The 26,992-nt window shown below is 38.1% G+C and carries 26 protein-coding genes; 2 read left to right on the plus strand and 24 right to left on the minus strand.

All coding sequences use genetic code 11. The annotated features are described in order from the left end of the window. Nucleotides 1-37 precede the first annotated feature (37 nt). The 18 genes from dxs to lpxB form a co-directional block, all read right to left on the minus strand. Complete coding sequence (gene dxs / locus CVS97_RS04820) at nt 38-1,864, minus strand: 1-deoxy-D-xylulose-5-phosphate synthase (RefSeq protein WP_107785272.1); 1,827 nt, start codon at nt 1,862-1,864, stop codon at nt 38-40. After that, nucleotides 1,857-2,720: a flagellar assembly protein FliH gene (gene fliH, locus CVS97_RS04825; protein ID WP_107785273.1), complete on the minus strand. Its 864-nt coding sequence runs from the start codon at nt 2,718-2,720 to the stop codon at nt 1,857-1,859. Before fliH ends, dxs begins: the two co-directional genes overlap by 8 nt. Continuing rightward, nucleotides 2,717-3,748, minus strand: coding sequence for a flagellar motor switch protein FliG (fliG, locus tag CVS97_RS04830; protein ID WP_021091747.1), 1,032 nt, complete (start codon nt 3,746-3,748; stop codon nt 2,717-2,719). The genes fliH and fliG overlap by 4 nt, the downstream gene beginning before the upstream one ends. Continuing rightward, on the minus strand, nt 3,748-5,445 hold the full coding sequence (gene fliF, locus CVS97_RS04835) for a flagellar basal-body MS-ring/collar protein FliF (RefSeq protein ID WP_107785274.1): 1,698 nt from the start codon (nt 5,443-5,445) through the stop codon (nt 3,748-3,750). Before fliF ends, fliG begins: the two co-directional genes overlap by 1 nt. Before the next feature lie 4 nt (nt 5,446-5,449). Continuing rightward, nucleotides 5,450-6,547: a histidinol-phosphate transaminase gene (hisC, locus tag CVS97_RS04840; protein WP_107785275.1), complete on the minus strand. Its 1,098-nt coding sequence runs from the start codon at nt 6,545-6,547 to the stop codon at nt 5,450-5,452. Continuing rightward, on the minus strand, nt 6,547-7,626 hold the full coding sequence (gene pheA / locus CVS97_RS04845; protein WP_107785276.1) for a prephenate dehydratase: 1,080 nt from the start codon (nt 7,624-7,626) through the stop codon (nt 6,547-6,549). Before pheA ends, hisC begins: the two co-directional genes overlap by 1 nt. Further along, the gene (gene lysA / locus CVS97_RS04850; RefSeq protein WP_107785277.1) at nt 7,610-8,833 is read right to left on the minus strand and encodes a diaminopimelate decarboxylase; all 1,224 of its coding nucleotides are present in this window, start codon (nt 8,831-8,833) and stop codon (nt 7,610-7,612) included. Before lysA ends, pheA begins: the two co-directional genes overlap by 17 nt. 55 nt (nt 8,834-8,888) lie before the next feature. After that, nucleotides 8,889-9,953, minus strand: coding sequence for an LptF/LptG family permease (locus CVS97_RS04855; RefSeq protein WP_107785278.1), 1,065 nt, complete (start codon nt 9,951-9,953; stop codon nt 8,889-8,891). Beyond that, on the minus strand, nt 9,950-10,498 hold the full coding sequence (gene pth, locus CVS97_RS04860; RefSeq protein WP_107785279.1) for an aminoacyl-tRNA hydrolase: 549 nt from the start codon (nt 10,496-10,498) through the stop codon (nt 9,950-9,952). Before pth ends, CVS97_RS04855 begins: the two co-directional genes overlap by 4 nt. Before the next feature lie 11 nt (nt 10,499-10,509). Continuing rightward, the gene (locus CVS97_RS04865) at nt 10,510-11,046 is read right to left on the minus strand and encodes a 50S ribosomal protein L25/general stress protein Ctc (RefSeq protein ID WP_021091684.1); all 537 of its coding nucleotides are present in this window, start codon (nt 11,044-11,046) and stop codon (nt 10,510-10,512) included. A 118-nt stretch (nt 11,047-11,164) separates the two neighbouring features. Then, entirely contained in the window at nt 11,165-12,157 is a 993-nt protein-coding gene (locus CVS97_RS04870) for a transaldolase (RefSeq protein ID WP_107776345.1), read from the minus strand. Between the two features lie 6 nt (nt 12,158-12,163). Further along, nucleotides 12,164-12,790, minus strand: a complete 627-nt coding sequence (serB, locus tag CVS97_RS04875) for a phosphoserine phosphatase SerB (protein ID WP_103576701.1) — start codon at nt 12,788-12,790, stop codon at nt 12,164-12,166. Between the two features lie 8 nt (nt 12,791-12,798). Further along, nucleotides 12,799-13,296, minus strand: coding sequence for a chemotaxis protein CheW (locus CVS97_RS04880; protein WP_072594427.1), 498 nt, complete (start codon nt 13,294-13,296; stop codon nt 12,799-12,801). A gap of 9 nt (nt 13,297-13,305) precedes the next feature. Next, the gene (locus CVS97_RS04885) at nt 13,306-15,660 is read right to left on the minus strand and encodes a chemotaxis protein CheW (protein ID WP_107785280.1); all 2,355 of its coding nucleotides are present in this window, start codon (nt 15,658-15,660) and stop codon (nt 13,306-13,308) included. Between the two features lie 8 nt (nt 15,661-15,668). After that, nucleotides 15,669-16,622, minus strand: a complete 954-nt coding sequence (locus CVS97_RS04890; protein WP_021091802.1) for a chemotaxis protein — start codon at nt 16,620-16,622, stop codon at nt 15,669-15,671. Beyond that, nucleotides 16,622-17,413, minus strand: a complete 792-nt coding sequence (locus tag CVS97_RS04895) for a UDP-2,3-diacylglucosamine diphosphatase (RefSeq protein WP_107785281.1) — start codon at nt 17,411-17,413, stop codon at nt 16,622-16,624. The genes CVS97_RS04890 and CVS97_RS04895 overlap by 1 nt, the downstream gene beginning before the upstream one ends. A gap of 63 nt (nt 17,414-17,476) precedes the next feature. Beyond that, entirely contained in the window at nt 17,477-17,962 is a 486-nt protein-coding gene (greA, locus tag CVS97_RS04900) for a transcription elongation factor GreA (protein ID WP_072594430.1), read from the minus strand. A gap of 4 nt (nt 17,963-17,966) precedes the next feature. Beyond that, complete coding sequence (gene lpxB, locus CVS97_RS04905) at nt 17,967-19,001, minus strand: lipid-A-disaccharide synthase (RefSeq protein WP_107785282.1); 1,035 nt, start codon at nt 18,999-19,001, stop codon at nt 17,967-17,969. A gap of 102 nt (nt 19,002-19,103) precedes the next feature. Between lpxB and surE the strand changes: the two genes are divergently transcribed. Continuing rightward, a complete protein-coding gene (surE, locus tag CVS97_RS04910) occupies nt 19,104-19,880 on the plus strand; it encodes a 5'/3'-nucleotidase SurE (RefSeq protein WP_107785283.1) in 777 nt (258 codons plus the stop codon). Continuing rightward, nucleotides 19,870-20,520 carry a ThiF family adenylyltransferase gene (locus tag CVS97_RS04915; RefSeq protein ID WP_107785284.1) on the plus strand — a complete coding sequence of 217 codons (651 nt, stop codon included), beginning with the start codon at nt 19,870-19,872 and terminating at the stop codon, nt 20,518-20,520. Before surE ends, CVS97_RS04915 begins: the two co-directional genes overlap by 11 nt. Before the next feature lie 341 nt (nt 20,521-20,861). Here CVS97_RS04915 and CVS97_RS04920 read toward each other — a convergent pair whose 3' ends face one another. From CVS97_RS04920 to CVS97_RS04945, 6 genes are all read right to left on the minus strand, one after another. Continuing rightward, entirely contained in the window at nt 20,862-22,376 is a 1,515-nt protein-coding gene (locus CVS97_RS04920) for a 2-isopropylmalate synthase (RefSeq protein WP_107785285.1), read from the minus strand. A 145-nt stretch (nt 22,377-22,521) separates the two neighbouring features. After that, nucleotides 22,522-23,253 (minus strand): CDP-diacylglycerol--serine O-phosphatidyltransferase, encoded by a 732-nt coding sequence (gene pssA / locus CVS97_RS04925; protein WP_107785286.1) that lies wholly within the window; start codon nt 23,251-23,253, stop codon nt 22,522-22,524. Continuing rightward, nucleotides 23,246-23,872 (minus strand): phosphatidylserine decarboxylase, encoded by a 627-nt coding sequence (locus tag CVS97_RS04930; RefSeq protein ID WP_107785287.1) that lies wholly within the window; start codon nt 23,870-23,872, stop codon nt 23,246-23,248. The genes pssA and CVS97_RS04930 overlap by 8 nt, the downstream gene beginning before the upstream one ends. A gap of 2 nt (nt 23,873-23,874) precedes the next feature. Further along, nucleotides 23,875-25,800, minus strand: coding sequence for an ATP-dependent zinc metalloprotease FtsH (ftsH, locus tag CVS97_RS04935; protein WP_107785288.1), 1,926 nt, complete (start codon nt 25,798-25,800; stop codon nt 23,875-23,877). Beyond that, a complete protein-coding gene (locus CVS97_RS04940) occupies nt 25,793-26,626 on the minus strand; it encodes a 50S ribosomal protein L11 methyltransferase (protein ID WP_107785289.1) in 834 nt (277 codons plus the stop codon). The genes ftsH and CVS97_RS04940 overlap by 8 nt, the downstream gene beginning before the upstream one ends. Then, the gene (locus CVS97_RS04945) at nt 26,626-26,991 is read right to left on the minus strand and encodes a chemotaxis response regulator CheY (protein WP_002939933.1); all 366 of its coding nucleotides are present in this window, start codon (nt 26,989-26,991) and stop codon (nt 26,626-26,628) included. Before CVS97_RS04945 ends, CVS97_RS04940 begins: the two co-directional genes overlap by 1 nt. Nucleotide 26,992: the final 1 nt, after the last annotated feature.

A 26,992-nucleotide genomic window follows, 5' to 3' on the forward strand; every position in this document is an offset into this window, starting at 1 on the left:
GCAAAAATAATATTAAACGTTACTTTATTAAATGATATTAATTATTTTCTAGTAAATTTTTGGTAATCTGCTCGGCACTTATACCAAGATATTTTTCAACCTCAGCAGTTGAACCATGTGGGATAAATTTATCTTCATACTCAAAGCTAATGACGCTTATATTTGAAATTTTATTTTCTTGTAAAAATGCACTTACTATCTCGCCAATACCGCCTTTTTTAGCACTATCGCTAAAGATATACCACTTTTTAGTGCGTTTTGCAAGATCCAGTAAAAGCTCACTATCAAGCGGCTTTGCAAAGACGAGATCAGCCAATATCACATCAAGCTTGCCAGCAAGTAAATTTCTGACCAAATTTGCCTTGCCAACGCCGTTACCGTAGCCTAAAAATGCAATATCACTATTTGCATCAGCTAAAATTACACCCTTGCCAAACTCAAGTGGCTTAGCTTCAAACTCATCTCTTAAGATAAATGCCCCACGGGGATATCTAAATGCGCTAACGCCTTTATAAGCATAAGCAAATTCCATAACATTTTTCATGCTCTCTTCGCATCTTGGGGCAAAAAGAACCATATTTGGCACAGCATTTAAAAAGCTTATATCAAACGCACCCTGATGCGTTTCGCCGTCCTCACCTACGATACCAGCCCTATCCATCGCAAAGGTGATGTTTAAATTTAAAATAGAAGCGTCGTGAATGACCTGATCGTAGGCTCTTTGCATAAATGTCGAGTATATCGCAACAAATGGCTTAAAGCCCTCTTTTGCCATGGCTGACATAGACGTGACTGCGTGTTGCTCGGCTATCGCCACGTCCCAAAAACGATCTGGAAATTCTTGTATCAAAGCGTCCATGCCAGTGCCTGTTGGCATCGCGGCCGTTACGCCAACGATGTCGCTATGCTCTCTTGCCATCTTTAAAAGCTGCTCGCTAAAGATCGCCGTGGCTGACTTGTTTGACTGTCTTTTGATAAATTCGCCACTTTTTAGATCAAATGGTCCAACTCCGTGCCAATTTTCGTAGCACCCCTCAGCAAATTCATACCCTTTGCCCTTTAGTGTCTGCACGTGCACAATGACTGGCTTTTTCATATTTTTAGCAGTTTCAAATGTACTAAGAAGCGCGCCTAAGTCGTGTCCATCAACTGGCCCAATGTACTCAAGCCCAAGCTCTTCAAAAAACATGCCAGGAGTGATGAGTCTAATGCCCTCTTCGATACGTCTAGCCATATATGCAGCTGAATCTGGCATATAGCTTAGAAATTTCTCAACCCTGCCCTTAAATTTTTGATAAAACTGCCCTGCCATCATCTGGCTTAGATACTTGCTAAGCGCGCCTATTGGCTTGCTTATACTCATCTCGTTGTCGTTTAGGATGATGACGCAAGGATATTTTCTGTCCCCTAGCTCATTTAGCGCCTCGTACGCCATGCCACCACTTAGTGAGCCATCGCCTATGACAGCTACTGGGATACGATCTTCGTTTTTAAGTTTTATCGCCTTTGCAGCACCAACTGCTAAAGATATGGACGTCGAGCTATGCCCTGCCACAAAGTAGTCAAATTTACTCTCGCTTGGCTTTGTATAGCCACTGATGCCGTTAAATTTTCTAAGCGTATCAAAGCTCTCCCAGCGTCCAGTCAGCAGCTTATGTGCATAGCTTTGATGACTCACATCAAAAATAAATGGATCTTTTGTAACATCAAAAATTTTATGCATCGCGACGATGATCTCAACTGCGCCGATATTTGAGCTAAGATGACCGCCATTTTTGCTAACGGTGGCTAAAATTTTATCCCTGATGTCATGACAAAGTGCGTTTAGTTCATCAACGTCTAAACTTTTAACGTCTTTATTCATTATTTACCAGCATTTTTAGTTTTTCTAGCCTTGTTTGCACAGTCGCATCGATATTGCCGCCATCACTTATAATAACCACACCACCTTTACTTATAGCATCATCAGCACTTATTTTGACGTGTTCATTTTTGCTAAATTGCTCTTTTATATATTCGCTATCTTCGGGATTTACGCGAATTTCTATATTTTTAACATTACTTAGCTCTTTTATAAGAGAGCTTGCTAGATGATGAGCGATCTGATTTGAAGAGGTTGAAATTTCTTTATCGATTACTTCTTTTGCGATTTTTATAGCAGTTTGTCCGAGCTCTTCTTCGATCTTCTTTAAAAACTCATCAAATTTAATATATTGCTCTTCAAGTTTTGCAGCTGAAGCGCTAAATCTAGCCTCTAACTCATTTATTCTTGCTTCATTTGCCGCATTTGCCTGGGAGATACCCTCATTTTTACCATCTTCTTTTGCACGAGAAATTTCAGCCTCAAGGCGTTTAGCAAATTCGCTCTCTTGATTTTCTATTTGCATTTGAAGTTTGATGATGTTGCTGCTTAGCTCATCTGTTTTTTTAAGCAGTTCTTCGACAAAACTCGCCTCGCCTGTTTGCTGTATCTGTGGACTTTGAGCCTGAGAAGCAAAGTGGTTTTGTGAGTTTGTCTGCGTTTGGTGGCTAGCTTGAGGAATAAAATTTTCACCCTTTTGCCCAAAATTTTGCTCGCTTAGCTCTTCACTAAGATTATTTTCTTCTATCAATACAGGAGCACTATCTGCGGCTCGCTCTCCAACTCCAAGCACCTTAAATCTATAATTTTCTATAAAGTGAGCTGGAGAAGTCTCACTGGTTATTACGCTGCTTTTCATTCTATCATCTCATCTGCTTCGCCGACCTGGAATACACCTTGATCAGCTAGAGTTTGCACTGTCTCTACTATGCGTCTTTGAGCCTCTTCAACATCTTTTACACGCACCGCACCAAGATACTGCATCTCCTCTTTAAAGGCTTCTGCTGCACGCTGAGACATATTTGATAAAAATTTATCCTTTATGCCATCGCTTGAGCCCTTAAATGCAACCATAAGGTCTTTTTTATCGACATTTTTAAGGATCTCTCTAATCGCAGTTGCATTAAGGTTGATAATATCTTCAAAGGTAAACATAAGCTCTTTAATCGTTGTTGCAAGCTTATCATCGCTTTGCTCAATACGCTCAATCGTGCTTTTGCTGGCTTTTTGCCCAAGTCTATTAAGCACTTCTGCCACAGCTCTTGGACCGCCAACTTCGACTTTGTACGATGTAAGACTTTCAAGCTTACCCTCAAGCACGGTTGAAACACGCTTAATTACCGATGGGCTAATATCACCAAGATTTGCCATTCTAATGACAACCTCACTTCTTAGCTCATCTGAGAAAAAGCTAAGCGTTTCAGCAGCACTTGTTGAGTCCATGTGAGCTAGTATTAGCGCGATGGTTTGAGGGTGCTCTTTTATGATAAAGTCTGCAAGCTGTTGTGGTTTTATCTTATCAAGATAGCCAAAGCTTTTTGAGTTTTCCATGCTTTTTGCAAGCTTGTCCAAAATTTTCTGAGCTGCCTCTGGACCAAATGTGCGGTAAAGAATTTCTTTTGCGTACTCTAAACCACCACTTCTCATATATTGATTTGACTGCATTAGCGCGTAAAATTCTTCTAGTACGGCACTTGCGACTTGCTTATCAATATTTTTCGCAGTTGCGATATAGCCTGAAATTTCAGTGATGACATCAACATCCATGTGAGAAAATATAAGAGCAGTTGCCTCTTCGCCAAGCTGAATCAGCAAAATGGCAATCTTTTCAGGCATCGATAGATCATCATAAATCATTTTTTGCTTGTCATTTAGCTTTATTGACATCAAATTTCCTTACGCATATTAAAGTCGCTGTCATTTTTTACCATATCTTGAAGTAGCATTGCTATCTCTTCATTTCTCTCTGTGATGACCGCTCTCATTTTCTCAAGTAAAACATCGTATTTTAATTCATCTTCATTAAACTCGCCACTAAGTCCTAGTTGCTCTTCGACCTTTTTGCGAGCAGCTTTAAATTTCTCAAGCGTATCTTCAGCATCTACCTCAATATCTTCAAGACCATCTTGAACTTGCTCCTCTTCTTCTTTTGTCTCTTCAAGCATCTTTTGCATAAATGGCACAATGACTTTTTTATAGAAGATGTAGAGCAACAATGCTGCAAAAATATATTTTAATAGCGGCATAAATGGCACTACATAGTTATTCACAAAGCCATCCATCTTCTCGCTAGTGCTTATATCTTTGCCAGTTTTAAACTCAAAGTTATCTAAGCTTACTTCATCGCCTCTATTTTGGTTATAGCCGATTGATTGTTTGATTAAATTTGTGATTGATTCTCTTTGCTCTTTGGTAAGTGGGGCAAATTCAAGCTCGCCAGTTGGCTTGCCGTCTTTATCTTTTTTACTCTGATAAAGTCCGTCTATAACGACAGCTGCACTTACTCTGTTTATACTAGCAAACTGCCCTTTGACATTTGTTACTTTCTTTGAAATTTCGTAGTTTGTCTGCTGCGAGCTTTTGTTGTACTGCTCTTTTAAAGTGCTGTCATCTAGCCCTTGAACAGGGCCTATGTTGCTAACCGCACCTGGTACGCCGCCCACTTCATTTGGAGCTGAGCCTTGGCGCTTTTCTTCGATGTTACTCTCGCTTCTTACAACGTTATTTGGGTCATAAACCTCGCTTTTTGTATCTTTTTTATCAAAGTCAAAGTCGATATTTACCTTTGCTACGACCTTATCTGCTCCGCCTACGATAGGAGCTAGCACATTTACGATCTTTTGCTCGTAATTATTTTCAAACTCGCGCTTATAGCGGATCTGCTGAGCTATAGCATCACTATCAAACTCACCGTCTTCATCGCCAAGTGCGACGCCATCTTGATTTACGATTTTTACATTTTCTGTGCTTAAATTTGTAACAGAGGCAGCGACAAGGTTTTTAATACCAAAAATTTGCTTTGCGTTTAGGCTAACGCCTGGCTTTAGCTCAACCACGATAGAAGCTGTTGGAAGTGCTTGACGCTCAGTAAAAACGCTCTCTTTAGGGATAGCGATACGAACAGTCGCTTTTTGGATAGAAGAAAGACTCTCGATCGTTCTAGCTAGCTCGCCCTCAAGCGCTCTTTGAAATTTTACTCTCTGCTCAGCATCAGTCGCGCCAAATTCTTGCTTATCAAAAATTTCAAAGCCGATTTTGCTCTCTTTTGGTATTCCAAGCGTTGCAACAGCGATACGCTCTTTATAGACATCGCTCGTTGGCACAAGAATAGTGCCTTCGTTTGCTAATTTATATTTAATTCCATCTTTGTTTAGCTGATCAAGTATTAAGGCTGAATCGTTTGGACTAATGTTTTCAAAAAGGACGCTGTAGCCTGCAAAATTTTCATTTTTGCTTTTATAAAGTGTTAAAAATACCAAAAATGCCACGACCAAGACGATCGAGCTAGCTGCGACAATCTTTTGTTTTAGTGAAAGCTTTTGATAAATTTGACTTATTTGATGAAGTAATGCCTTAAAATCCATATCCCTACTTTAAAATTTGCTTTAACTCTTCAAAAACTCTATCATTTTGCCATGCCTGTCCGATGGTGATTCTCACCGCATTTAAGGCGTAGCTTTTTAGATCTCGTAAAATTATACCTTTTTTTAGCATCTTTTCGCATATCTGGCTTGATTTTGGCTCGTTAAATTTAAAAGTGATGAAATTTGTGTAGCTTGGGATAAACTCAATGCCATTTTGCTTTGCAAATTCTTCATATCTCTTCATTTGCTCGAAGTTATTTTGCATGGTTTGCTGCACAAACTCATCATCACCAAGTGCTACTATCGCAGCTCTTAGGCTTGGGGTTGTGATGTTAAACGGAGCTCTTAGTTTTGAGAGAGCGCCTATGATCTCTTCATTTGCCACGCCGTATCCAACGCGCATGCCGCCAAGCGCATAAGCCTTTGAAAATGTTCCAAGATATATGGCATTTTTAAATTTTACCACCCCGCTTGGCTTTATCTCTTTTTTGCTATCTTTAAATTTTGCAAATTCATTGTAGGCACAATCAAGCACAACAAGCGTATTTTCATCAACGCTTTTTATAAATTTAAAGACCTCATCTGCGTCCAAACACTCACCCAAAGGATTGTTTGGCAAGCAAAGAAATATGACAGAAATTTCATCTTTATGCGCGTTATAAATTTCTAAAAACTCACTCAAATTATGCTCCACACTCTTTGTGCGGTAAATTTTAGCCCCGGTTTGTTTTGCATAAATTTCATACATCGCAAATGTCACGCCAGCCATCAAAACGCCACTTTGCTTATTCGCCTTTGCGTGAAGTGCGTATTCTATGATCTGGTCACTTCCAGAACCGATAATTAAATTTTTGCTAGTTACGCCAAATTTCTTAGCCAGTCCTTCTTTTAGCTCAAAGTAGCTATCGTCTGGATAGAGATGTGCCTTTTTAGCAACCTCTTTTAGCGCCTCCTCTACGAGTTTGCTCGTACCAAAAGGGTTTTCGTTGCTAGCTAGCTTTATCACATCTTTCGCCTCGATGCCAAACTCTCTAACTACAAGCTCAATCGGCTTTCCAGCCTCGTAATTAACTAAATCATCTAAAAAATCATTAAACTTCATTACTCTTCTCCGTTTAAATAACTCCCTAACCAGCTTATCTCAGCACCGCTCTCTTTTGCTAGTTCAAAGGCATTTTGCACCTTCTCATCGTCAATATGCCCTTCAAAATCAAGATAAAACATTGACTTAAATTCGCGCTGTTTTATAGGACGTGACTCAAGTTTTGTGATATTGATGTTTTCATTTTTAAAGATAGAAAGCAGATCAGCAAGGCGTCCTGGACTATGATCAGTCTTTGCAAGGACCGAAGTTTTTGAGTTCTCAACTCTTGCATTTTTAAAATCGCTTAAAATCAAAAATCTCGTTCTATTTGCCATATTGTCTTCAATCGTCTCATAAACGATCGGCACGTTATAAATTTTTGCTGCGATCTTTGAGCAAATGGCGGCTGAGTTTCTATCCATTGATGCCATGTATGCAGCTGCTGCGGTTGATTTTGCTGGAACAAATTCGACCTCATTCAGTAAGTGATCTTCTAAAAATTTACGGCATTGATTATACCCTTGCGGATGTGAATAAATTCGCTTTATCTCTTTTAAATTTTCATTTATGCTAACAAAGCTGTGATGGATATCCACATAAAGCTCAGCAACTATTTTTATATCACTAAATTTACTCAAACAATCAAGCGTAGCGCCAACAGCGCCTTCAGTGTTGTTTTCAATAGGCACAACGCCGTATTTTGCCTCTTTTTGAGCTAGCTTTGTAAAAACCGCCTCGATCGTAGCAAGTGGTAAATATGCACTCATCGCACCAAATCTACTCTGAGCCGCCTGATGCGTGTAAGTGCCTTCAGGCCCTAGATAGACGATCTTTTGAGGCATTTCTAAATTTCTACTCACAGCAAAAATTTCAAGATAAATGGCCTCGATCGCAGCTTTATTTAAAGCTTTGTCTTTGCTAAGACTAGTTAAGCGGTTTATGATAGCTCGCTCACGCTCAGGACGATATATAGGCGTTCCAGTAGTTTGCTTTAGCTTGCCGATTTGTTCAACTAAAATCATCCTTTCATTTAGTTTATTTAAGATGAGATCATCGATCGCATCGATCTCTTTTCTAAGCTCATTTAGCTCTTGCATCAGCGCTCTCCAAAAATTCTCTCTCAAGTGCCACGACATCTTCAAAGTTCTCACGTCTTCTTATAAGTCTGTCTTTGCCATCAAGCACGCAAACTTCAGCGGCTCTGTTTCTTGTGTTGTAGTTTGAGCTCATGCTAAAACCATAAGCTCCAGCACCTTTTACAACGATAATATCGCCACTATCGCACTCTGGCAACTCTATATCTTTTGCTAAAAAATCGCCACTTTCACAAACTGGACCAACCACATCGCATGGGCCTAAATTTTTATCCTTGCCACAAACAAAAATTTCATGATGAGCACCGTAAAGGCTTGGTCTAATAAGATCATTCATCGCGCCATCAGTGATGACAAATCTCTTTTTGCCGTTAAATTTTTCATATAAAACGCTTGCAACAAAGTAGCCAGCATTACCTACGATAAAGCGTCCTGGCTCGCATACGATAGTCACGTCTTGGCCTTTTAGCGCAGCTAAAATTCCTTGAGCATAGTCGTATAAATTTATCTCTTTTTCATCGTTATAAATGATACCGAGTCCGCCGCCAACATCGAAAAATTTGATATCAATCTCAAGCGCTCTTAGCTCTCTTAAAAGCTCGCTAACGATATTTGCAGCATCGATTATCGGGCTAAGTGATGTTAGCTGAGAGCCGATATGAAAATGTATGCCAGTTGGCTCAAGAGAGTTTGAAGCTTTAGCGTGGATGTACATTCTTTTAGCTGTTTCAGCATCAACACCAAATTTATTTTCATTTAGTCCCGTTGAGATATATGGGTGAGTTTTTGCATCGACACCTGGATTTACCCTAATGCTAATTCTTGCCTTTAAGTTTAGCCCTTTTGCGATCTTTTCAAGTCTTAAAAGTTCAGCAAAACTCTCGACATTTATGAGTAAAATCTCATTTTTTAAAGCCTCTTTTAGCTCATCATCGCTCTTGCCAACACCGCTAAAAATGATCTGATATCTCTTTGCACCTGCTAAAAGCGCTCTTTTTACTTCACCAATGCTAACACAATCAAATCCAGCTCCAAGATCAGCTAGAAATTTCAAAACACTTAAATTTGAGTTTGCTTTCACCGCATAACAAATGAGAGATTTTCTAGCAAAAAATGCATTCTTTAGTGCTTCATAGCGATTTTTTATATGGTTAAAATCATAAATGTAAAGTGGGGTTTTGTATCTACTTGCAAGCTCTTTAAAATCCATAAAATAGCCTTTATTAAAATAGCTTGATTTTACAAAAAGCTTACCAAAATTTGGCTTAACGATGCGATTTTATGAGATAAATGGCGTATGCAAAAAGTAAAATAACTGGCAAAACTATGCCAATCTCTGGCAAGATTACGGAAGTTTGTGCAAATTTTGCAAGAATAAAGAGCAACCCCCAAACGACAAGAGTTATCACAACAAAAATAAAAGTCGAAAGTGCAAGATTAAAAAATCTACCAGTTACAGGCAAATGATAGTAAAAAATGAGCAACAAAAATGGTGCAAAAAATGGTGCGATAGCAAGGTTGTAAAAAGCTGTTTTTGCGCTATCAAGGCCGATGCCTTCATTCTTAAATGTCTTTATAAAATTTATCGCATCTGGGATATTAAATTTTGAGTTTTCAACACTAGCAGCGCTTTCAATACTCTTTGGCTTAAAGCCTTTTAATGCATCTAAGCTATCACTTTGTATTTTATTAAAACCAGCTTCACCAAGCTCTAAAATTTGCGGCAAAAGAGTTTGATTAACATCTTTTAAAATCCACTCATTGTCTTTAAAATTAGCATGATTTGCAAATGTAGTTGAGAGTAAATTTGTGCCATTTATCTCAAAAATTCTAACATCATTTGCTATTTGATTAACAGAATTTAGCTCCTTTATGTAGATAAATTTGCCTTCAAATTTTAAAAATGAATCATTTGTGCTTTTTGAAAAAGCCGTATTTTTAGCGATACTTTTTTGATAGTCGTGTGCATAGGCAAATGGAGTAAAATTTAAGCCGACATAAAAAATAGTTACAAAAAGTGCAATAAAAAATGGTGGAAAAATTAAGCTATTTTTGCTAATGCCAAGTGCATAAAAACTGATTAGCTCGTTTGAGCGAACCATATTTACATGTAAAATTATTAGTGCAAAAATGAGCGAAAGTGGCAAAACATAGCCAATAGCGCTAAGCGATGTAAGCCCAACATAAAGGAGCTGAAGGTTAGCAGATGGCGGCAGATCTTTTAAATTTGTAAGTAGATCGATTCCGACATAAAATAGTTCAAGCGCTAAAAATACGATAAGAAAAGATTTTATATAGACCCAGCCAACGTATCTGGCGTATAGTTTCATTTGATAAGACCTTTTTTTATCGTAAATTTTTGCGAAATTTCATTGATGTCACTCTTTATTAGCTCGCAAACTGCATTTTTTGTGTAGGCTAAAATTTCATCTAAAGCCTTTTTTTCTTCATCACTAAACTCTCCAAGGACGAAATTTTTAGCATCACCAAGGTGTCCAATGCCAATACGCACCCTTTCGTAGTCGTTGCCTATTAATCCATCGATTGATTTTATGCCGTTATGCCCGCCACTACTGCCGCCTTTTTTAAATTTAACTGCACCAAAACTAAGATCAAGGTCATCGTGTATTACGATTATTCTATCTGGTTTATAAAAATCTTTGACCGCTTTTACACTTTGTCCTGAGAGGTTCATAAAAGTTGTAGGTTTTAGCAAGATAATGTCGTTAAATTTAAAAACTTCGCCTTGGAATTTGGCTGAGCTAACATCTTTGTAATTTGAGTCTTTTAGGAGATCTATAAGCATAAAGCCTATATTGTGTCTAGTGTTTTCATATTTGGAGCCAGGATTTCCCAGCCCCGCTATTAGTGTCACAAAAGCCCTTTTTATTTAGCTTTAATAACTCCAAGTACCGCAACACGGTCAGCGTCTACAATAGTAACGCCTTTAGGAGCTGTGATATCACGAACCAAAATAGTATCGTCGATGTCAAGTTTGCTTACATCAACGTCAAATGAATTTGGTAAATTTTCAGCTGTGCATTTTACGCAAAGACGTCTTTTTGATTGGATCAAAACGCCCTTGTTTTTAAGACCAATAGGTGTTCCAACTGGCTTAACTGGAATCATATATTTTGATAAAACGCCTGGAAGTGCTACTTTTAGATCTACGTGTTTAAGATCACTTGTAACAACATCTCTTTGGTAATCAACAATAACGACATTATAAACTTTTCCGCCTACTTTTACATCAAAAGCAAGGCTCTCTTTTTTGCGTGCTTCTTTAATAAAGTCATTTACTTTAAAAGCAGCTGCAACATTCTCTAATCCCTTGCCATAAATGTTGGCGATTAGATAACCATCTCTTCTCAAAGCCTTTGCAGACTTCTTACCGATACTCTCTCTAACGATTCCTTCTAACATCGTTTTCCTTTCATAAAAAAATAGGTGCTGATTTTATCCAATGCTTTATAAATTTCACATAAAGCTTATTTAAGAATGACCACTTTTGCTGTTTATGTATTAGCTTGGGCTTCCTTGTTTAAAGTGATTTCATAATATCATCAAATGCTGACACAAACTGCTTTAAACCATCGCTTAATAAATCTTTATAAACGACATTTATATCTATCTCATTATTTTTTATAATCTGAAAAAAACTTGAGATATTTTCTTTACTAGGCACATTTTTTGCCTCTGCTTTTTCTTTTATAAATTCTTTTATCGTCTCTATTGGTGCTGTATTTATAGAATTTTTATACATTAGCTCTCTAACGTAATAATCCCCTCTTAAACCGCCACCCTTTACGCCTGTGCTTGCAAAAAGTGTTCTTACATTTTCTAGTCCAAAATCTTCAATCAGATGATATATATTTGCAGCATTCATTATGCCAATTTGTCCCGTTGGCAAGCTCTTTGCAGCCATAACCTCATCAAGCTTTCTATCAAATCTACTTACAAAAACACTTATCACACCTTTTGGCATAGTAGTATCTATAAAGCGACTTGTATAAGCCTTACTACCTTCTTTAAATGCTTCAAGACAGTTTTTAGCCTGATCTGGTGAAAATATAAGCGTAGCATTTACACTAATTCCCCTTGCCATAAGCGCGCTCATCGCCTCATAACCATCTTTTGTAGCTGGAATTTTTATCATAACATTTGGCATTGATATTAGATTATAAAGCCTGATACCTTCTTCTATTGTTGCGACTGTATCATCGCTTAAATTTGGATCAACCTCAATGCTTACAAAGCCATCATCGCCGTTTGCATAATTCCTTAACATTTTACATGCGGCGATTTTTATATCTTGAGTAGCCAAAATTTCATAAAGATCTTTTGGGTGGCGTTTATTGCTAGCTTCTATTATCTTTTTATAAGCAGGCGAAGCAAATGCTGTTTTAAAAATAGCTGGGTTACTTGTAGCGCCGTTTATAACATTATTTTCCAATAAAGAGTTAAATTCGCTTTGTAAAAAATTTCTCTCTATAAAATCACACCAAAGAGAGAATTTAGCTTCGTTGTCATACATTAGTTTCTACCTTATAAATTTTAAAATTTCACGCAAGTCTTTAACATCAACACAATGTGTCGCTTCTTTTTTTAAGATATCTTTTGCACAAAATGCAATGCTAAGGTCGCACTTTCTAAACATCGATATGTCATTGGCCCCGTCCCCAACACACATTATCTCGTCCTTGCCTAGATTTAATAGTCCACACAAGCGGTCAATCATATCTCCCTTTGAACTACTAAACATCATTTCTCCGCCAACTTCACCACTTAAAATTCCATCTTTATGATGCAAGATATTTGCAAAATTTGCATCAAAATTAAGTTTTTTTTGCATTACATCGGTTGCATTGTGAAATCCACCGCTAAAAACCACGACTTTGATACCTTTTTGCTTTAAAGCTTCTATTAGCTCGCCAGCTCCTGGCATTATGGGTAAATTTTTGCAAATTTCATTTACTTTTAAAAGTGGCAATCCTTTTAAAAATTTTACTCTTTTTGTAAGACTTTCAAAAAAATCAAGCTCACCGTTCATCGAACGCTTAGTTATATTAGCTACTTCTTCACTAGCATTATTAGCGGCGGCGAGAATATCTATCGTCTCGCCGTCCATTATTGTAGAGTCAAAGTCAAAAACACAAAGTTTTATCAAGCTATACCCTAAAAATCACGTTTTAAAAGACTTTCGACCTTTAAGATCGTAAGGATATTTTGGTCGCGCTTTCCGATACCATAAATCATGCCTTTGTCTTTTACCAAAGTCTCTGGTGGCGGATCGATCCTATTACGGTCTATTCTGATGGCCTCCGTCAAGCGGTCTATCACAAAGCCAGCGATATTATCCGCATCTTTCATAACGATATATCTTGTGCTTGGGCTTTGTTTTGTGACATTTAGTGAAAAACGCTTACGCAAATCAATAAGCGGAATAACATTTCCACGTAGGTTAAACACACCAAGAACGTAATCAGGTACACTAGGAACACGTGTATATTCAATAGGTTTGATTATCTCTTGGATATTTAAAATAGGTATTGCGTACTCTTCCTCACCGACAACAAATCCTACTAGCTGAACTATATCCTCATTATTTTTTAACTCAGGACCATTCATTTGCTGTTTTTGTTTGCTTAAAACTTGATTTAGTTTATTGTTCATCCCTTACCCCTAAGCTAATTTTATATTCTTTCTAACGACATTTTCTAAGTACTCGGCTGAATATGGTTTTGTAATATACTCAGTCATTCCAACTTCTACGCCACGCAATCTATCTGTTTTTGAAGTCCTTGATGTAACAGCAATAAGTGGTAAATTTCTATACTTAGAGTATTTTCTAATTTCGCCAGCCAGTGTATATCCATCCATTCTTGGCATCTCAATATCTATCAAAATCGCATCAAAGGAGTGTTCTCCAGATTTTACGATATTTAATGCCTCAACACCGTTTGTGGCTTCTATTATTGTTACCCCGGTTGGTTCAAGCGCTTTTTGCATGATAGTTCTATCCATTTTTGAGTCATCGACTATCAAGACTTTATAATCGCTTGGTTTTTCCTTTGCTTTTGTGCTATCTTCTATTTCGGCTCTAATATCTACCTTGATATCTTTTGCCATCTCCATCATAGCACCAACGTCAATAATCAATGTCACACGGCCATCACCTCTAATAGTCGCACCGGCAATACCTGGGATATTTTGTAAATAATCGCCCATTGATTTAATAACAATCTCTTCTTGCCCAACCAAAGTATCGACGATAATACCTAGTTTTGCTTCAGCAACACCGATTATTACGACATAAGTTTGATCTCCACCATCAAAAGCTTTTTCAACACCAAATACGTCAGAAAGTCTAACAAGAGACAAGACTTCATCTCTTAGCCTTAGTACATTTTTGCCATCGATCGTGTAGATATCATCAATCGGCACGCGAACAGTTTCAAGAACGCTAGCAAGTGGAATAGCATAAAATTCTTCTTGCGTTCCAACTAGTAGTGACTGAATAATCGCAAGTGTGAGTGGAATTTTAAGCTTCATAACCGTACCTTTTCCAACTTCACTTTCAATATCAATGATGCCGTTTAGCTTTTCAATATTTGTCTTAACAACGTCCATACCTACACCACGACCAGATACGTTTGTGACCTTTGCCGCAGTTGAAAATCCTGGTCTAAAGATAAGACCAAATGCCTCTTTTTCACTCATCGCATCAGCTTCGCGTTCAGTGATGATGCCTTTTTCTATCGATTTAGATTTAAGCATATCCGCATCTAGACCCTTACCATCATCAACTATCTCAACAACGATGTGATTGCCTTCATTGTAAGCTTTTAGTTGAACAAGGCCTTTTTCTGGCTTACCTGCTGCCTTTCTTGTCTCAGGATCCTCGATACCGTGATCGCATGAATTTCTGATGATGTGCACTAGCGGATCGCCGATCTCTTCTACGATTGACTTATCAAGCTCAGTCTCTTCACCTGAAATTTCAAGATCGATTTGCTTACCAAGGTCGCGGCTAAGATCGCGTATCATACGTGGGAATTTATTAAAGACTTTTGCTATTGGAAGCATTCTTGTCTTCATAACGGCAAGCTGAATATCAGTCGTAACTAGACTTAGGCTTGAAACTACTTGATTTAGCTCTTCAAGGAATTTCTCACCCTCATATCTCTCTTCCACGTCATCATAAATTTTTAATAAGCGGTTTTTACCAAGAACAAGCTCGCCGATTAGATTCATCAAGTGGTCAAGTCTTTTTACTTCAACACGTATAGTTTGTTCCTGAGCCACTGCACCGCTACTTGCCGCTGGGACCTTTCTATCTCCATCCTTTTCTTTACTCTCTGCTTTTGCAGCTGGAGCTGAAGTACTACTTGCAGCTGGAGCTATCTCGCTAGGAGATTTTGGAGCTATGCCTTTTGAAGCACGCCTTGCTTGATCCTCAGCCTTCCTAACTTTTAAGAGTCTTTCTATCTCTGCTTCGACTTCAGAGTCGCTTAGCTTTGAAAGCTCAGCATCACCTATCTCTGGTGCTTCTTCGGCAGGCGCGGCTGGCTCTGGCTCTTTTGCTGGCTCTGGCGTTGGCTCAGCTACTGGCGTGGCAGAAGCTTCAGGAGCTGCTGCTGGAGCTTCACCTTCAGAAATTTGAGTAAGTCTTGAGCAAATGTTTTTAATATCAATGCCAGCAGCTGTATCATTTCCATGATCTCTAATGCTGCTTAACAAACCTTTCATCATATCAACTGACTCAAGAACTACGTCCATAATGTCTGGAGTGATCTTTAGCTCGCCTTTTCTAGCTTTATTTAAAACATCCTCCATATGGTGAGTCAGCTCTGTTAAAACATCAAAATTTAAAAAGCTTGAGCTACCTTTTACTGTGTGAGCAACACGGAAAATTCTATTTAATAATTCCAAATCTTCAGGATTTGACTCAAGCTCAACAAGGTCGTGATCTATCTGCTCAATAAGTTCGAAAGCTTCTATTAAAAAGTCTTCCATTATTTCTTTCATATCATCCATGTTTCACCTCATTTTGCAGATTTAGAATGTGCTTCAATAACTTTTAGCACTTCTTGATAAAATATACTCGCATCAAATTTTGTAAGATACGCCGCACCACCAGCTTCTTTGCTCTTGATTTCACTAAAATCATTACTCAATGAGGAGTTAAATACTATTGGTACTTCTTTAAATCTTTCATCATTTTTAAGAGTTGAAGCAAAGCGGTAGCCATCCATCTGTGGCATTTCGATATCACTTAAGATAACTCTAAGCTCTCTTGATAGGTTATCTCCGTATCTTTGATAAAGCTCTTCCATTCTCTCCAAGCCCTCAACGCCGTTTTTAGCCTCAACTACGCTAAGTCCCATTTTCTCAAGTGCGTCTTTTACTAGCTTTCTAGCAGTCGAGCTATCATCTAAAACCAAAGCAGCACCTTTTAATTTTTGATCATCTGTTACATCAAATTCGATCTTTGGTGAGTAAATTCCAAGCTCTTCTACTATGCTTTCAAGATCAAGAATAAGCAAAACTTCATCATTTTCTATTCTTGTTACGCCTGTTATTTTGCCTTTATCTAAAGCGCCAGAGCCTGAAGCAAAATTTGCAGGCTCGATATCTTTCCAGCTTATGCGCCTGATCCTTTTTGCCTCATGGACGATAAAACCGATCAAAATACCACTAAACTCAGCAATAATAACACGTGGCTTTATAACTACGCCTTCAGTTGGCTCGATAATATTCATCCATCTTGCCAAATTTATGACAGGGATCACCACGCCCCTTAAATCAAAAATTCCCTCGATATACTCGGGAACGCCAGGAAGCTCTGTAAGATTTGGCATCTTAATGATCTCCCGCACCTTTGCGACATTGACTCCGTATATTCCTTCATATACTTTGTTTTCGGTCTTTTTAAAGATACGAAAATCAACAAGTTCCATCTCGTTTGAGTCCGTTTTTAGTACGTTATCTCCAAACATCAATGTCCTTTCAAACTCATTTTGAGCAAATTTAATTTTTGCTGGGCGTATTCTACAACAAAATAACTTTGCTCACATGCAAAACAAGGTAAATTTATATAAAACTTATCGTAAATGTTAAATTGCTCGCCTTGATGATAGTGTCCTTCTATCACAATACCAGCCTCATATCCTTGCAAATGCTTGCCCATTAACTCCTTAAAATTAGGAATTTTATAGTCTAAATTTTTATTGGTAAGTTTGGCTAGTATCGCTTTTGATATTTTAAAATTTAAAAATTTATCCAAAGCATTCATAAATTTTAAAAACCATCTAAGGCGCAAAAATCTAAGTGCATATTTATCTACAAAAGGTAAGAATATATCACCATGTGCGATCTGGACGCGCTCTTCATTGATCGTTTTAAAATTTGCTGGCTGATCGTAAATATCATAAACCCTAACGCTTTTATAGCACAGCATCTCACGCTCATCCCAAATTTCTCTTGTTTTATTAAATAAATTTGAAAGTCTAAAATCGTGATTGCCCTCGAAGTAAAAAATTTCTACCTTTTGTGAAATTTTATTGATAAGGCTTAAGTGCTCAGAGTAAAATTCTATTGTATATTCGCCCTCGCCCGTTAGAAAATCAAACATATCACCTAACAAAAAAATTTGTGGCGGCTCTTTGATCTCCCCGCTATCAATGGCTCTTAAAAATTTTAAAAAGCCATTTCGGTTTACATTTTCATGCGCATCAGCTATAAAGATCGCGCCTTCTTTTATAACTGGGGCATATAGATATTCACTCAAATTTTGCCTTAATTAAAAAATAGCAGAGCCAAAAAGCAGTTTCTAGCTCTTTGCATCATCTTCTTAGTCAAATTTTATAGGCTTATAGCAAATTTTTACGATCTCAACGTCGCTTCTACCTTTTGGTAAATTTAGCACTACCTCATCGCCCTCAGCCTTACCCAAAAGCTGCTTTGCAAGAGGTGAGTTTATCGAGATATAGCCTTTATCGATGTCGCTTTCACTAATGCCAACTATCGTATATGTATGCTCTATTTCGGTCTCTTCGTCCATTATCGTCACACTCGAGCCAAACCTAACTCTATCGTGCTCATAACTACTTGGATCGATCACTTCAGCATTTGCTAGAAGCGCGCTTAGCTCAGCGATCCTAGCGTCTATAAAGGCTTGCTTTTCTTTTGCTGCGTGATACTCAGCATTTTCTTTTAGATCGCCGTGGCTTCTTGCGATATCTATCTCTGTTACGATTTGAGGGCGTTGCACCAGCCTTAGATCTTTTAGTTCAGCTTCTATCTTCTCGTATCCGTGCATTGTCATTGGTTCACTCATTTTTTTACTCCATATTCTTTAAAATTTTTACTACATTTTTACTGCTGCCATGCCCTAAATAAGCCCTTAGTTCATCGCAGCCTTTTAAGAATTTTTGCCTATCGCAGCTCTCATAAGCTCTTAGCAAATTTTCAGCCGTTGCAAACTCTTGGATAAATTCCTCATGAAGTGGCTCTTTGCCCATGAAGTCAAACATTATATTTGCAAGTCCTGCGTGCTTGATCTTTACAAATTTCCTAGCGATAAAAACATCTATGGCTTTTGCCTTGTAAGCTAGCACAAATGGCGTACCAATGAGTGCTGCTTCAAGAGTAGCCGTACCTGAGCAAATAAAGGCAAAATCACTATCATACAAAGCCTCAGGCGTGTTTGAGACGATATCAAAATCGCTCACATCGCCATAAATTTCATACACTTTATCAAGTAAAAATGGTGGCACGACAAGCAGCCTTTTTGCTTCTATCTTTTTAGCAAGCTCTCTATAAACTGGCATCAGCCTTGAAATCTCTGACCTTCTTGATCCCGGTAAAAACGCCACTTTGCCGCTGCTACTTAGACTAGTTTTTTTAAGCTTTATCTCATCCATCAAAGGATGTCCCACGTATGTCGAGCGGCTATAAAATTTAGAGTCAAATGGCAAGATCGAAGCTAGGTTGTCACAATACCTCTCCACAACGCTCACTCTTTTTGGCTTCCACGCCCAAACTTGAGGCAAGATGTAGTATGTCACGGCTACTTTTGCGCCAGCTTCTTTTATCGCCTTTGCAAGCGGCAGGTTAAAGGCTGGACTATCTATTAGCAGCACCGCATCAGCCTCTTTTGCCATCTGGCTCATCACTTTCACTGCCTTTTTCGCCTTAAAAATGAGCGGCAAAACCTCGACAAAGCCCATCGCTGAAAACTCGCTACTTTTCATATATGGCGTGCCAAGCTCTTCGCTAAAAATTCCAATTAGCTCAAATTCGCTCTCGAAATTTTTTAAAATTTCTTTTAAATGCAAATTTGCCGATGGCTCAAGAGCGGAGACTAAAATTTTCATTTACACACTTTCATCAGGTCTTTTTTTGGGGGCATTATACGCAAAAATTCTTTAAATTTTTAAGAAAGCTGTGATAAAATCCAACCCTTTAAAGGATAAAATTTGAAAGAAATTTTGATAACAAATGATGATGGATTTGAGGCGACTGGACTGCTTGCTTTAAAAGAAGCTTTAAGCGAGCTAGACGGCGTAAATGTCACGATCGTTGCTCCAAGCTCAGAAAAATCAGCCTGCGCTCACTCTTTGACACTCACAAGACCGCTTAGATTTATAAAACTTGATGATAACTTTTTTAAACTCGATGACGCTACGCCCAGCGACTGCGTCTACCTCGCACTTCACGCGCTTTATAATAAAAAGCCAGATCTAGTGATAAGTGGCATAAATCACGGAGCAAATTTAGGCGAAGATATCACCTATTCTGGCACGTGCGGAGCGGCGATGGAGGGGGTTTTGCAAGGCATTAGAAGTATCGCTTTTTCGCAGTTTTATGCAAATAATTCACTAAATGAACTTGGCTTTGAGCTAGCAAAAGAGATCGTGAAATTTATCGTGCCAAAGGTGCTAGAGGGTGAAATTTCGCTAAATCAAAGAGAATTTCTAAATGTAAATATCCCGGCTGTAACTAGCAAAAATTTCAAAGGCTACTCCGTCGTCCCAGCTGGCAAACGCACCTACGCAACGCATGCTACGCTTAATCGCAACCCAAGAGGCATCGAGTACTACTGGCTTGGAAACGCCGCACTTGAATATGAAAAAGGCGAGCCAAGCGACATCAGCAAGGTAAATGAGGGCTTTGCCACGATAACGCCCATAAAACTAAACATGACTTCATACGAGAGCTTGGAGAGCTTAAAAGGGAAATTTGATGCAAAATGATAGATTTACAAGGATAAGATGGCTCTTTGGTGAGGATGGTTTTAGCAAGCTTCAAAGCGCAAAAGTGCTAGTTTGCGGAGCTGGAGGCGTTGGTGGGATGTGCGTGGATGCGCTTGCTAGAAGCGGGGTCGGAAGCATCACGCTGATCGATAAAGACATCTTTGATGTGACAAATCAAAACCGCCAAATTTACAGCGAAAATGTAGGCGGTGTAAAGGTGGAGGAATTTGCCAAAATTTATCCTTGCATCACGCCTATACAGACGCTGATTACGCCTGAGTTTATTGCTGGATTTGACTTTAGTAAATTTGACGTGGTGATCGATGCGATCGATGATATCACTGCTAAGATCGCCCTTGCAAATGCGGTAGATCCTAGCAAATTTATAGCCTCGATGGGCGGTGCAAAAAGGATCGATCCAACTAGGATAAAGGTGGCTAGCGTGTGGAAAACCTCGGTCGATCCGCTAGCTAGAAAATATAGATATGAGCTCAAAAGATCAGGCTTTAGCGGTAAATTTGACGTGGTCTTTTCAACAGAAGAGCCACTTTGCAAACCACTTGGCAGCTTCATGGGTGTGACTGCTTGCTTTGGGCTAAATTTAGCCTCACTAGCTGTTAAAAAGATAGTTGGGCAGTAAGTCAAAAATTTATTCTACAAGCAAAATTTCAAATAAGAGCTGGTATTTTGTGGATATAAATTTAGTAGCCAGCTCTACAAAACACGAATTTAACAATTCAAGATGAAAATCTAGCAAATTTTAAAATTTACAAGCGAGCATATCACGCTTCTAAATTTAGTGGCGAATGTTTATGAGTCCTAAAATTAGTAAGTTGCTAAGGCGAGTGAGTAAGATTTTAAAATTTGCCAAGATAGTAAAAATTCTATTTTTTAAATAAAGGCTTTTAATTTTAAAAATTTATATATTTTTTGGATTAAATTTAAAATAGCCAGCTGCAAATTTAACAGCCAGCTAAAATTTTAGTTTTTATGTATGCGAAGGTAGCTATTTAGTGCGCCAACATAGGCTTTTGCACTTGCCATCATAGTATCTATGTCAAGTCCATGGCCTATTACAGCCGTTTTGCCCTCAAACTCGACCTTTACATCAACCTTTGCAAGTGCATCCTTGCCTTGAGAAACAGACGCCACTTTATAGTCTTTTAGCGTGCCACTAATGCCACTAATGCGATCAACTACCTTAAATATCGCATCAGCAGTACCATTTCCTAGAGCTGAGTCGCTAATAATCTCATCATTGTGTTTTATGCTAATTGAAGCACTCGCAAGGCTTCCACCGCTACTTTGAAGAAGAGCCGTGATCTCATAAGCTTGTGGAATTTTTGTAATCTCTTCAGCCACAAGAGCCCTAATATCATCATCAAATATCTCTTTTTTCTTATCAGCTAGCTCTTTAAATTTTTCAAATGCCTTATTAAGAGCATCGCTATCAAGGTCAAATCCAAGGCTAGCAAGCTTATCTTTAAACGCGTGGCGACCACTATGCTTACCTAAAACAAGAGAATTTTTCTCAAGGCCTATACTCTCAGCGCTAATTATTTCATAGGTCTCTTTGTGTTTTAGCACGCCGTCTTGATGTATGCCACTCTCATGAGCAAATGCGTTTTTACCAACGATAGCTTTGTTTGGTTGAGGCTCAATGCCTATAATACTAGCAATCAGTCTTGAAGTTGGATAAATTTCTTTTGAGATAATGTCTGTATAAAATGGAGCAAAGACGTCTTGGCGGGTTTTGATAGCCATCACGATCTCTTCAAGTGCAGCATTTCCGGCGCGCTCACCTATGCCATTTATCGTACCTTCGACCTGCCTTGCACCAGCTTTTATGGCCGCTAACGAGTTTGCTGTAGCCATGCCTAAGTCATTGTGATTATGCACAGAGATTATTGCTCTATCGCCTACAAATTTTACTATTTCACTAATGCGAGCAGTTATCTCTTCAGGATATAAATAACCAACCGTATCAGGGATATTTAAAGTTTTTGCACCCGCATTTATGGCAGCATCACAAATTTCTTTTAAAAAGCTCATTTCACTTCTGCCAGCATCCTCACAGCTAAACTCTACATCATCGCAAAAAGTTTTTGCGTATTTTATAGACTCGACTGCACGTTTTATTACTTCATCTGGGCTCATTTTTAGCTTGTACTCCATATGAATTGGACTTGTCGCTATAAATGTATGAATTCTCTTATTTTTAGCTGGAGCCAATGCCTCGCCAGCTGCCTTGATATCACGCTCAACTGCGCGTGCAAGAGAGCAAACCGTGATATTTGAGGCTTGCTTTGCTATTTGATTTACCGCATCAAAATCCCCTGGGCTTGCTGCCGCAAATCCAGCCTCCATAACATCCACGCCAAGCCTTTCAAGCTGAAGTGCGATCTGTAGTTTTTCAGCTGTATTCATCGATGCGCCAGGGCTTTGCTCACCATCTCTTAAAGTCGTATCAAAGATTATAATTTTATTCTTATCCATTTTTGTCCTTTTTTATTTTTTATATTTAAATTTTAAATTTAATGAGTTAAGTAAAGAGAAATTTGCTACCTAAGTAGCAGCAGTAGAGAGTTTTTGATTTCGATTTTTGGTAAAAATTTACGTGATTTTATGACGCCATTTTCGCTCATTCGCTCTCCTTTTTTTTGGAATTTTTACTAAACATTATAGTGGCCCTTACTATGCCATAAAGCATATAGACGCTCATAACCAAAGTCGCACTTTCAAATGGATATAGATAAAGCATCGAAAATGCAACTACAAGAGCTACTAAAATTCTTATCACATGGGTTTGTTTTAAATTTATTTTTTTAAAGCTCGGATAGCGAATGTTGCTAACCATTAAAGCTGCCAAAATAGCTTCAAGTAGCATCAAGCACCACTCAAATCCTTCTAAAAAAGTATAGTCGATATAAATACCAACCCAAAGTACGCTCACAATAGCTGCTGATGGTATAGGAAGTCCGATAAAAACATTTGGCTCATATGTGCCAGTAGTGACATTAAAACGAGCAAGCCTAATAGCTCCAAAAACCACAAACATAGCAGCTATAAGTGCCCCAAATCTGCCAAAATTTTTACCAATAGTCAAATAAAATAAAATCGCTGGCGCTACACCAAAAGCAACAAGATCTGCAAGGCTATCAAACTCTACCCCAAATTTACTAGTTGTCTTTGTAAGTCTAGCCACACGCCCATCAAGTCCATCTAAAATAAGCGATAAGATTATATAAATAATGGCTTTAAAATAGTTGCCTTGAATAGATGAAATAATGCTAATAACACCCAAAAAAGCGCTAGCTGCTGTAAATAAATTTGGCAAGATATACATTAGTTGCATCTTTTGTATGTTATTCATCTCTTTTTCCCTCTTCAAAATATCCCAAAAGTGAAGCAGCCTTTACGCTTTCTCCGACGCTTACACATATTTTAGTATCTCTTGGTAGGTATAAAATCACCTCACCACTTCCTAAAAAACCAAATTTTCTAGATGCTTTCAGGCTAGTAACATTTGAAATTTCTAAACTTCGACTGAAAGCTCCAGCTATAATTTTCATAACAAATTTTATATTTTCTTTTTCAAAGCGAATAATAGCTCTTTCATTTAAAAATTCTGAAATTTTCATAGCTTGGCATAAGAATAAGCCATGTCTTTTGCGTATTTCAGCTACTTTTACATCACTTACAGCCCTTAATGTACCAACATCAAAAAAAGATTTTTTTATGACGATCTTAGCTATTTCATTATTATCAAAATTTGAAGCACTGATCTCTTTTATCTTACCATCAATCGGCGATAGTAAAGCCAATTTATCATCAGAAAATGGCTCTCTCTCAGGATCTCTAAAAAAATAAAGTCCCAAAAAAAGTAAAATAGCAAAAAAAAGTGGCAAGATCCCAAACAGCAAAGATAAAACAAATAAAATTAGAAAAAATAATATAAATTTATATCCTGCTTTCGCGATATAGCCACTCATTTTTATTCCTCTTTTTTACTCTTTTCGTCTTCTTCTATCTCTACGAGTCTGCTCTCTAGACTATTTTCGATCTCGTAGTTTTTAATGATCTCTCTAACTCTTTTTCCTTCGATTGTTTCTTCTTCATAAAGTGCTGATACCATATTTTCAATAGCACCTTTATAAATTTCAAGCAAACCAAGCACAGCAGTGTATCTTTCATGAAGAAGCGTTTTTACAAACTCATCAACCTTTTCAGCCATCTTATCACTATAGTCTTTGATACTTTGACCGCCATTTAAAAACGTAGCACGTTGTTTTTCAAGCACCATAAGACCAGCAACATCACTCATACCATACATACTAACCATAGCTTTTATGATATCAGTCGCACGCTCTAGGTCGTTGCTAGCTCCGGTTGAAATTTCTTTAATAAACACCTCTTCAGCTGCTCTACCAGCCAAAAGTACATCTACTTCTGCTATCAATTCATGCTTTTGCATCATAAATTTATTCTCTTCAGGCGTATTTAGAGTATAGCCAAGTGCCGCAAGACCACGTGGTACGACTGAGACTTTTGTTACCCTTTTTGCACCTTTTGTTAGCTCAGCTATCAAGGCATGACCGCACTCATGATAAGTGACGATTCTTTTTTCTTTTGGATTTACGCGGCGAGACTTTTTCTCAAGTCCAGCGATCGATCTCTCAACGGCCTCCACAAGATCGGCCTGCTCGACAAAGGTCTTTGACTTACGTCCTGCAAGAAGTGCTGCCTCATTTATGATGTTTTCAAGATCAGCGCCAGCTAAACCAGTAGTAAGCCTTGCGATATCTTCGATATTTACATCTTTGCCAATCTTTACATCTTTCATGTGAACTTTTAAGATGTCGCAGCGTCCTTTAAAATCAGGTTTATCAACAAGCACTTGCCTATCAAATCTACCTGGCCTTAAAAGCGCAGCGTCCAAAACTTCAGGTCTATTTGTAGCCGCTATAACGATAACTGGCGACTTATCCGCGTCAAAGCCATCCATCTCAGAAAGAAGCTGATTTAGCGTTTGCTCTCTCTCATCGTTGCCACCCATTGGACCAGAATTTCTACTTTTACCGATCGCATCAATTTCATCTATAAAAACGATCGCTGGAGCCTCTTTTTTAGCATTCTCAAAAAGATCTCTAACTCTGCTTGCGCCAACGCCAACAAACATCTCTATAAAGCTTGATGCTGATATAGAGAAAAATGGCACACTAGCCTCGCCCGCAACTGCTCTTGCAAGAAGTGTTTTACCAGTACCTGGAGGGCCAACTAGCAAAATTCCTTTTGGAATTTTTGCCCCAAGTCTTAGATATTTATCAGGACTTTTTAGATAATCAACTATCTCTTGAACCTCTTCTTTTGCCTCTTCGACACCTGCAACATCGTCAAACTTAACTTTTGGTTTTTCAGAATTTATAAGTTTTTTTGCACTTCCTATGCCAAGTATGCCGCCGCCAATGTTCTTTTGCATACGACTAGCAATAAACATCCAAATAGCAAAAAATATAAATACCGGGATGATCCATGAAAATATAAGATCACCAAACCAGTTATTTTCGCTATAAACGCTGTAAGTTATGCCATTTTGCTCAAGTATGCCAATGAGTGTTGGATCATTTATACGTTTTGCGAGGTAGATGGTTTTGTCACTACCTATGCCTTTTATGGTAGTCTCTGAGATAGCAACCTCATTTAGTTGCTTATTTTTTAACATATCTTTAAACTCAGAATAAGCTACCATTTTACTCTGAGCATTGCTATTTAGCCCAAAAGAGCCACCAAGTCCGTCTCCACTAAAGCTTCTAAAAGCTAAAACTATAACTATTGCGAAAATGGCAAAAATGAAAATAGGATTTTTATTAAAAAAACCGTTATTATTGCCATTATTTTGGTTATTATTTTGGTTATTCATCTATTTCCTTATAAACAAAGCTACTCCAATCGTTACTTTGTTTTATCTCAATTAGCTCCAAATCCTTAAACGTATCTTTAATCCTATCTTCGTACTTGTTTAAAATTCCTGACAATACCAAGTAGCCGCCTTTTTTAAGCGATTTTTTTAAGTCATTTGAGAGCATAAAAATGACATCAGCAATGATATTTGCTACGACAATGTCATATTTTTGCTCTAAATTCGCGATAGAGCCTGTCCAAATTTTATTAAATTTAACCTCATTCAACTCGGCGTTGCTAAGTGAGCTTTGCGTGGCTTGCTCGTCTGTATCACAAGCATCTACCTTACAGCCAAGCTTTGCCAAGGCAATACTTAAAATTCCACTTCCGCAGCCCACGTCTAAAGCAGTGTCGCCACTTTTCGCATATTTTTGTAAAAGTTGTAAGCAAGAATTTGTACTTTCATGGTGCCCTGAGCCAAAGGCTAGAGCTGGGTCGATTATGATATTTGTTACGCCATTAAGTGGCTCTTCCCAGCTAGGTCTAACATAAATTTTATCAACCAAAATAGGCTTAACTGCCTTTTTATATTCGCCTAGCCAGTCTTTATTTTCTTTTAAATTAAGAGAAATTTTTAAATCATTTGAAATTTTACGAACACTAGAGAGCCCTTTTGCATACTCTTCGATACCCCAAGCTATATCTCTTAGATCATACTCTTCCCTGATGATGATCTCGTGATCTAGCTCTTCAACACAGGTAACTCCAAAAGAGAAAACTAGTTCTAAAATTTCATCATAAAAATTTGATGTTTTTATGCTTAATTCGTAAAATTTATCTTTCATTAACCAAGAACGTCTTCAAGCTTCTCTTTTAAAACTTGTGGCGTAAAAGGCTTAACGATGTAGTTATTAACACCTGCTTTTAAAGCTGTTATAACTTCGGCTTTTCCGCCCTCTGTTGTTACCATTATGATAGGCATATCAACATATTTTTGCTCTGCTCTTACCTTTTTAACAAGTTCAAGACCATTCATCTCAGGCATATTCCAGTCAGTGATAAGAACTTCGATACCTTCATTTTGAGTTAAGATATTCCAGGCCTCAAGACCGTGCTCAGCCTCAAGAATTTCTTGATGTCCTAACCTTTGTAAAGTATTTTTTATGATTCTTCTCATTGTTGAACTGTCATCTACAACCAAAATCTTCACA

It is taken from the genome of Campylobacter concisus (assembly GCF_003049735.1).
GTDB classification, from domain to species: domain Bacteria; phylum Campylobacterota; class Campylobacteria; order Campylobacterales; family Campylobacteraceae; genus Campylobacter_A; species Campylobacter_A concisus_AN.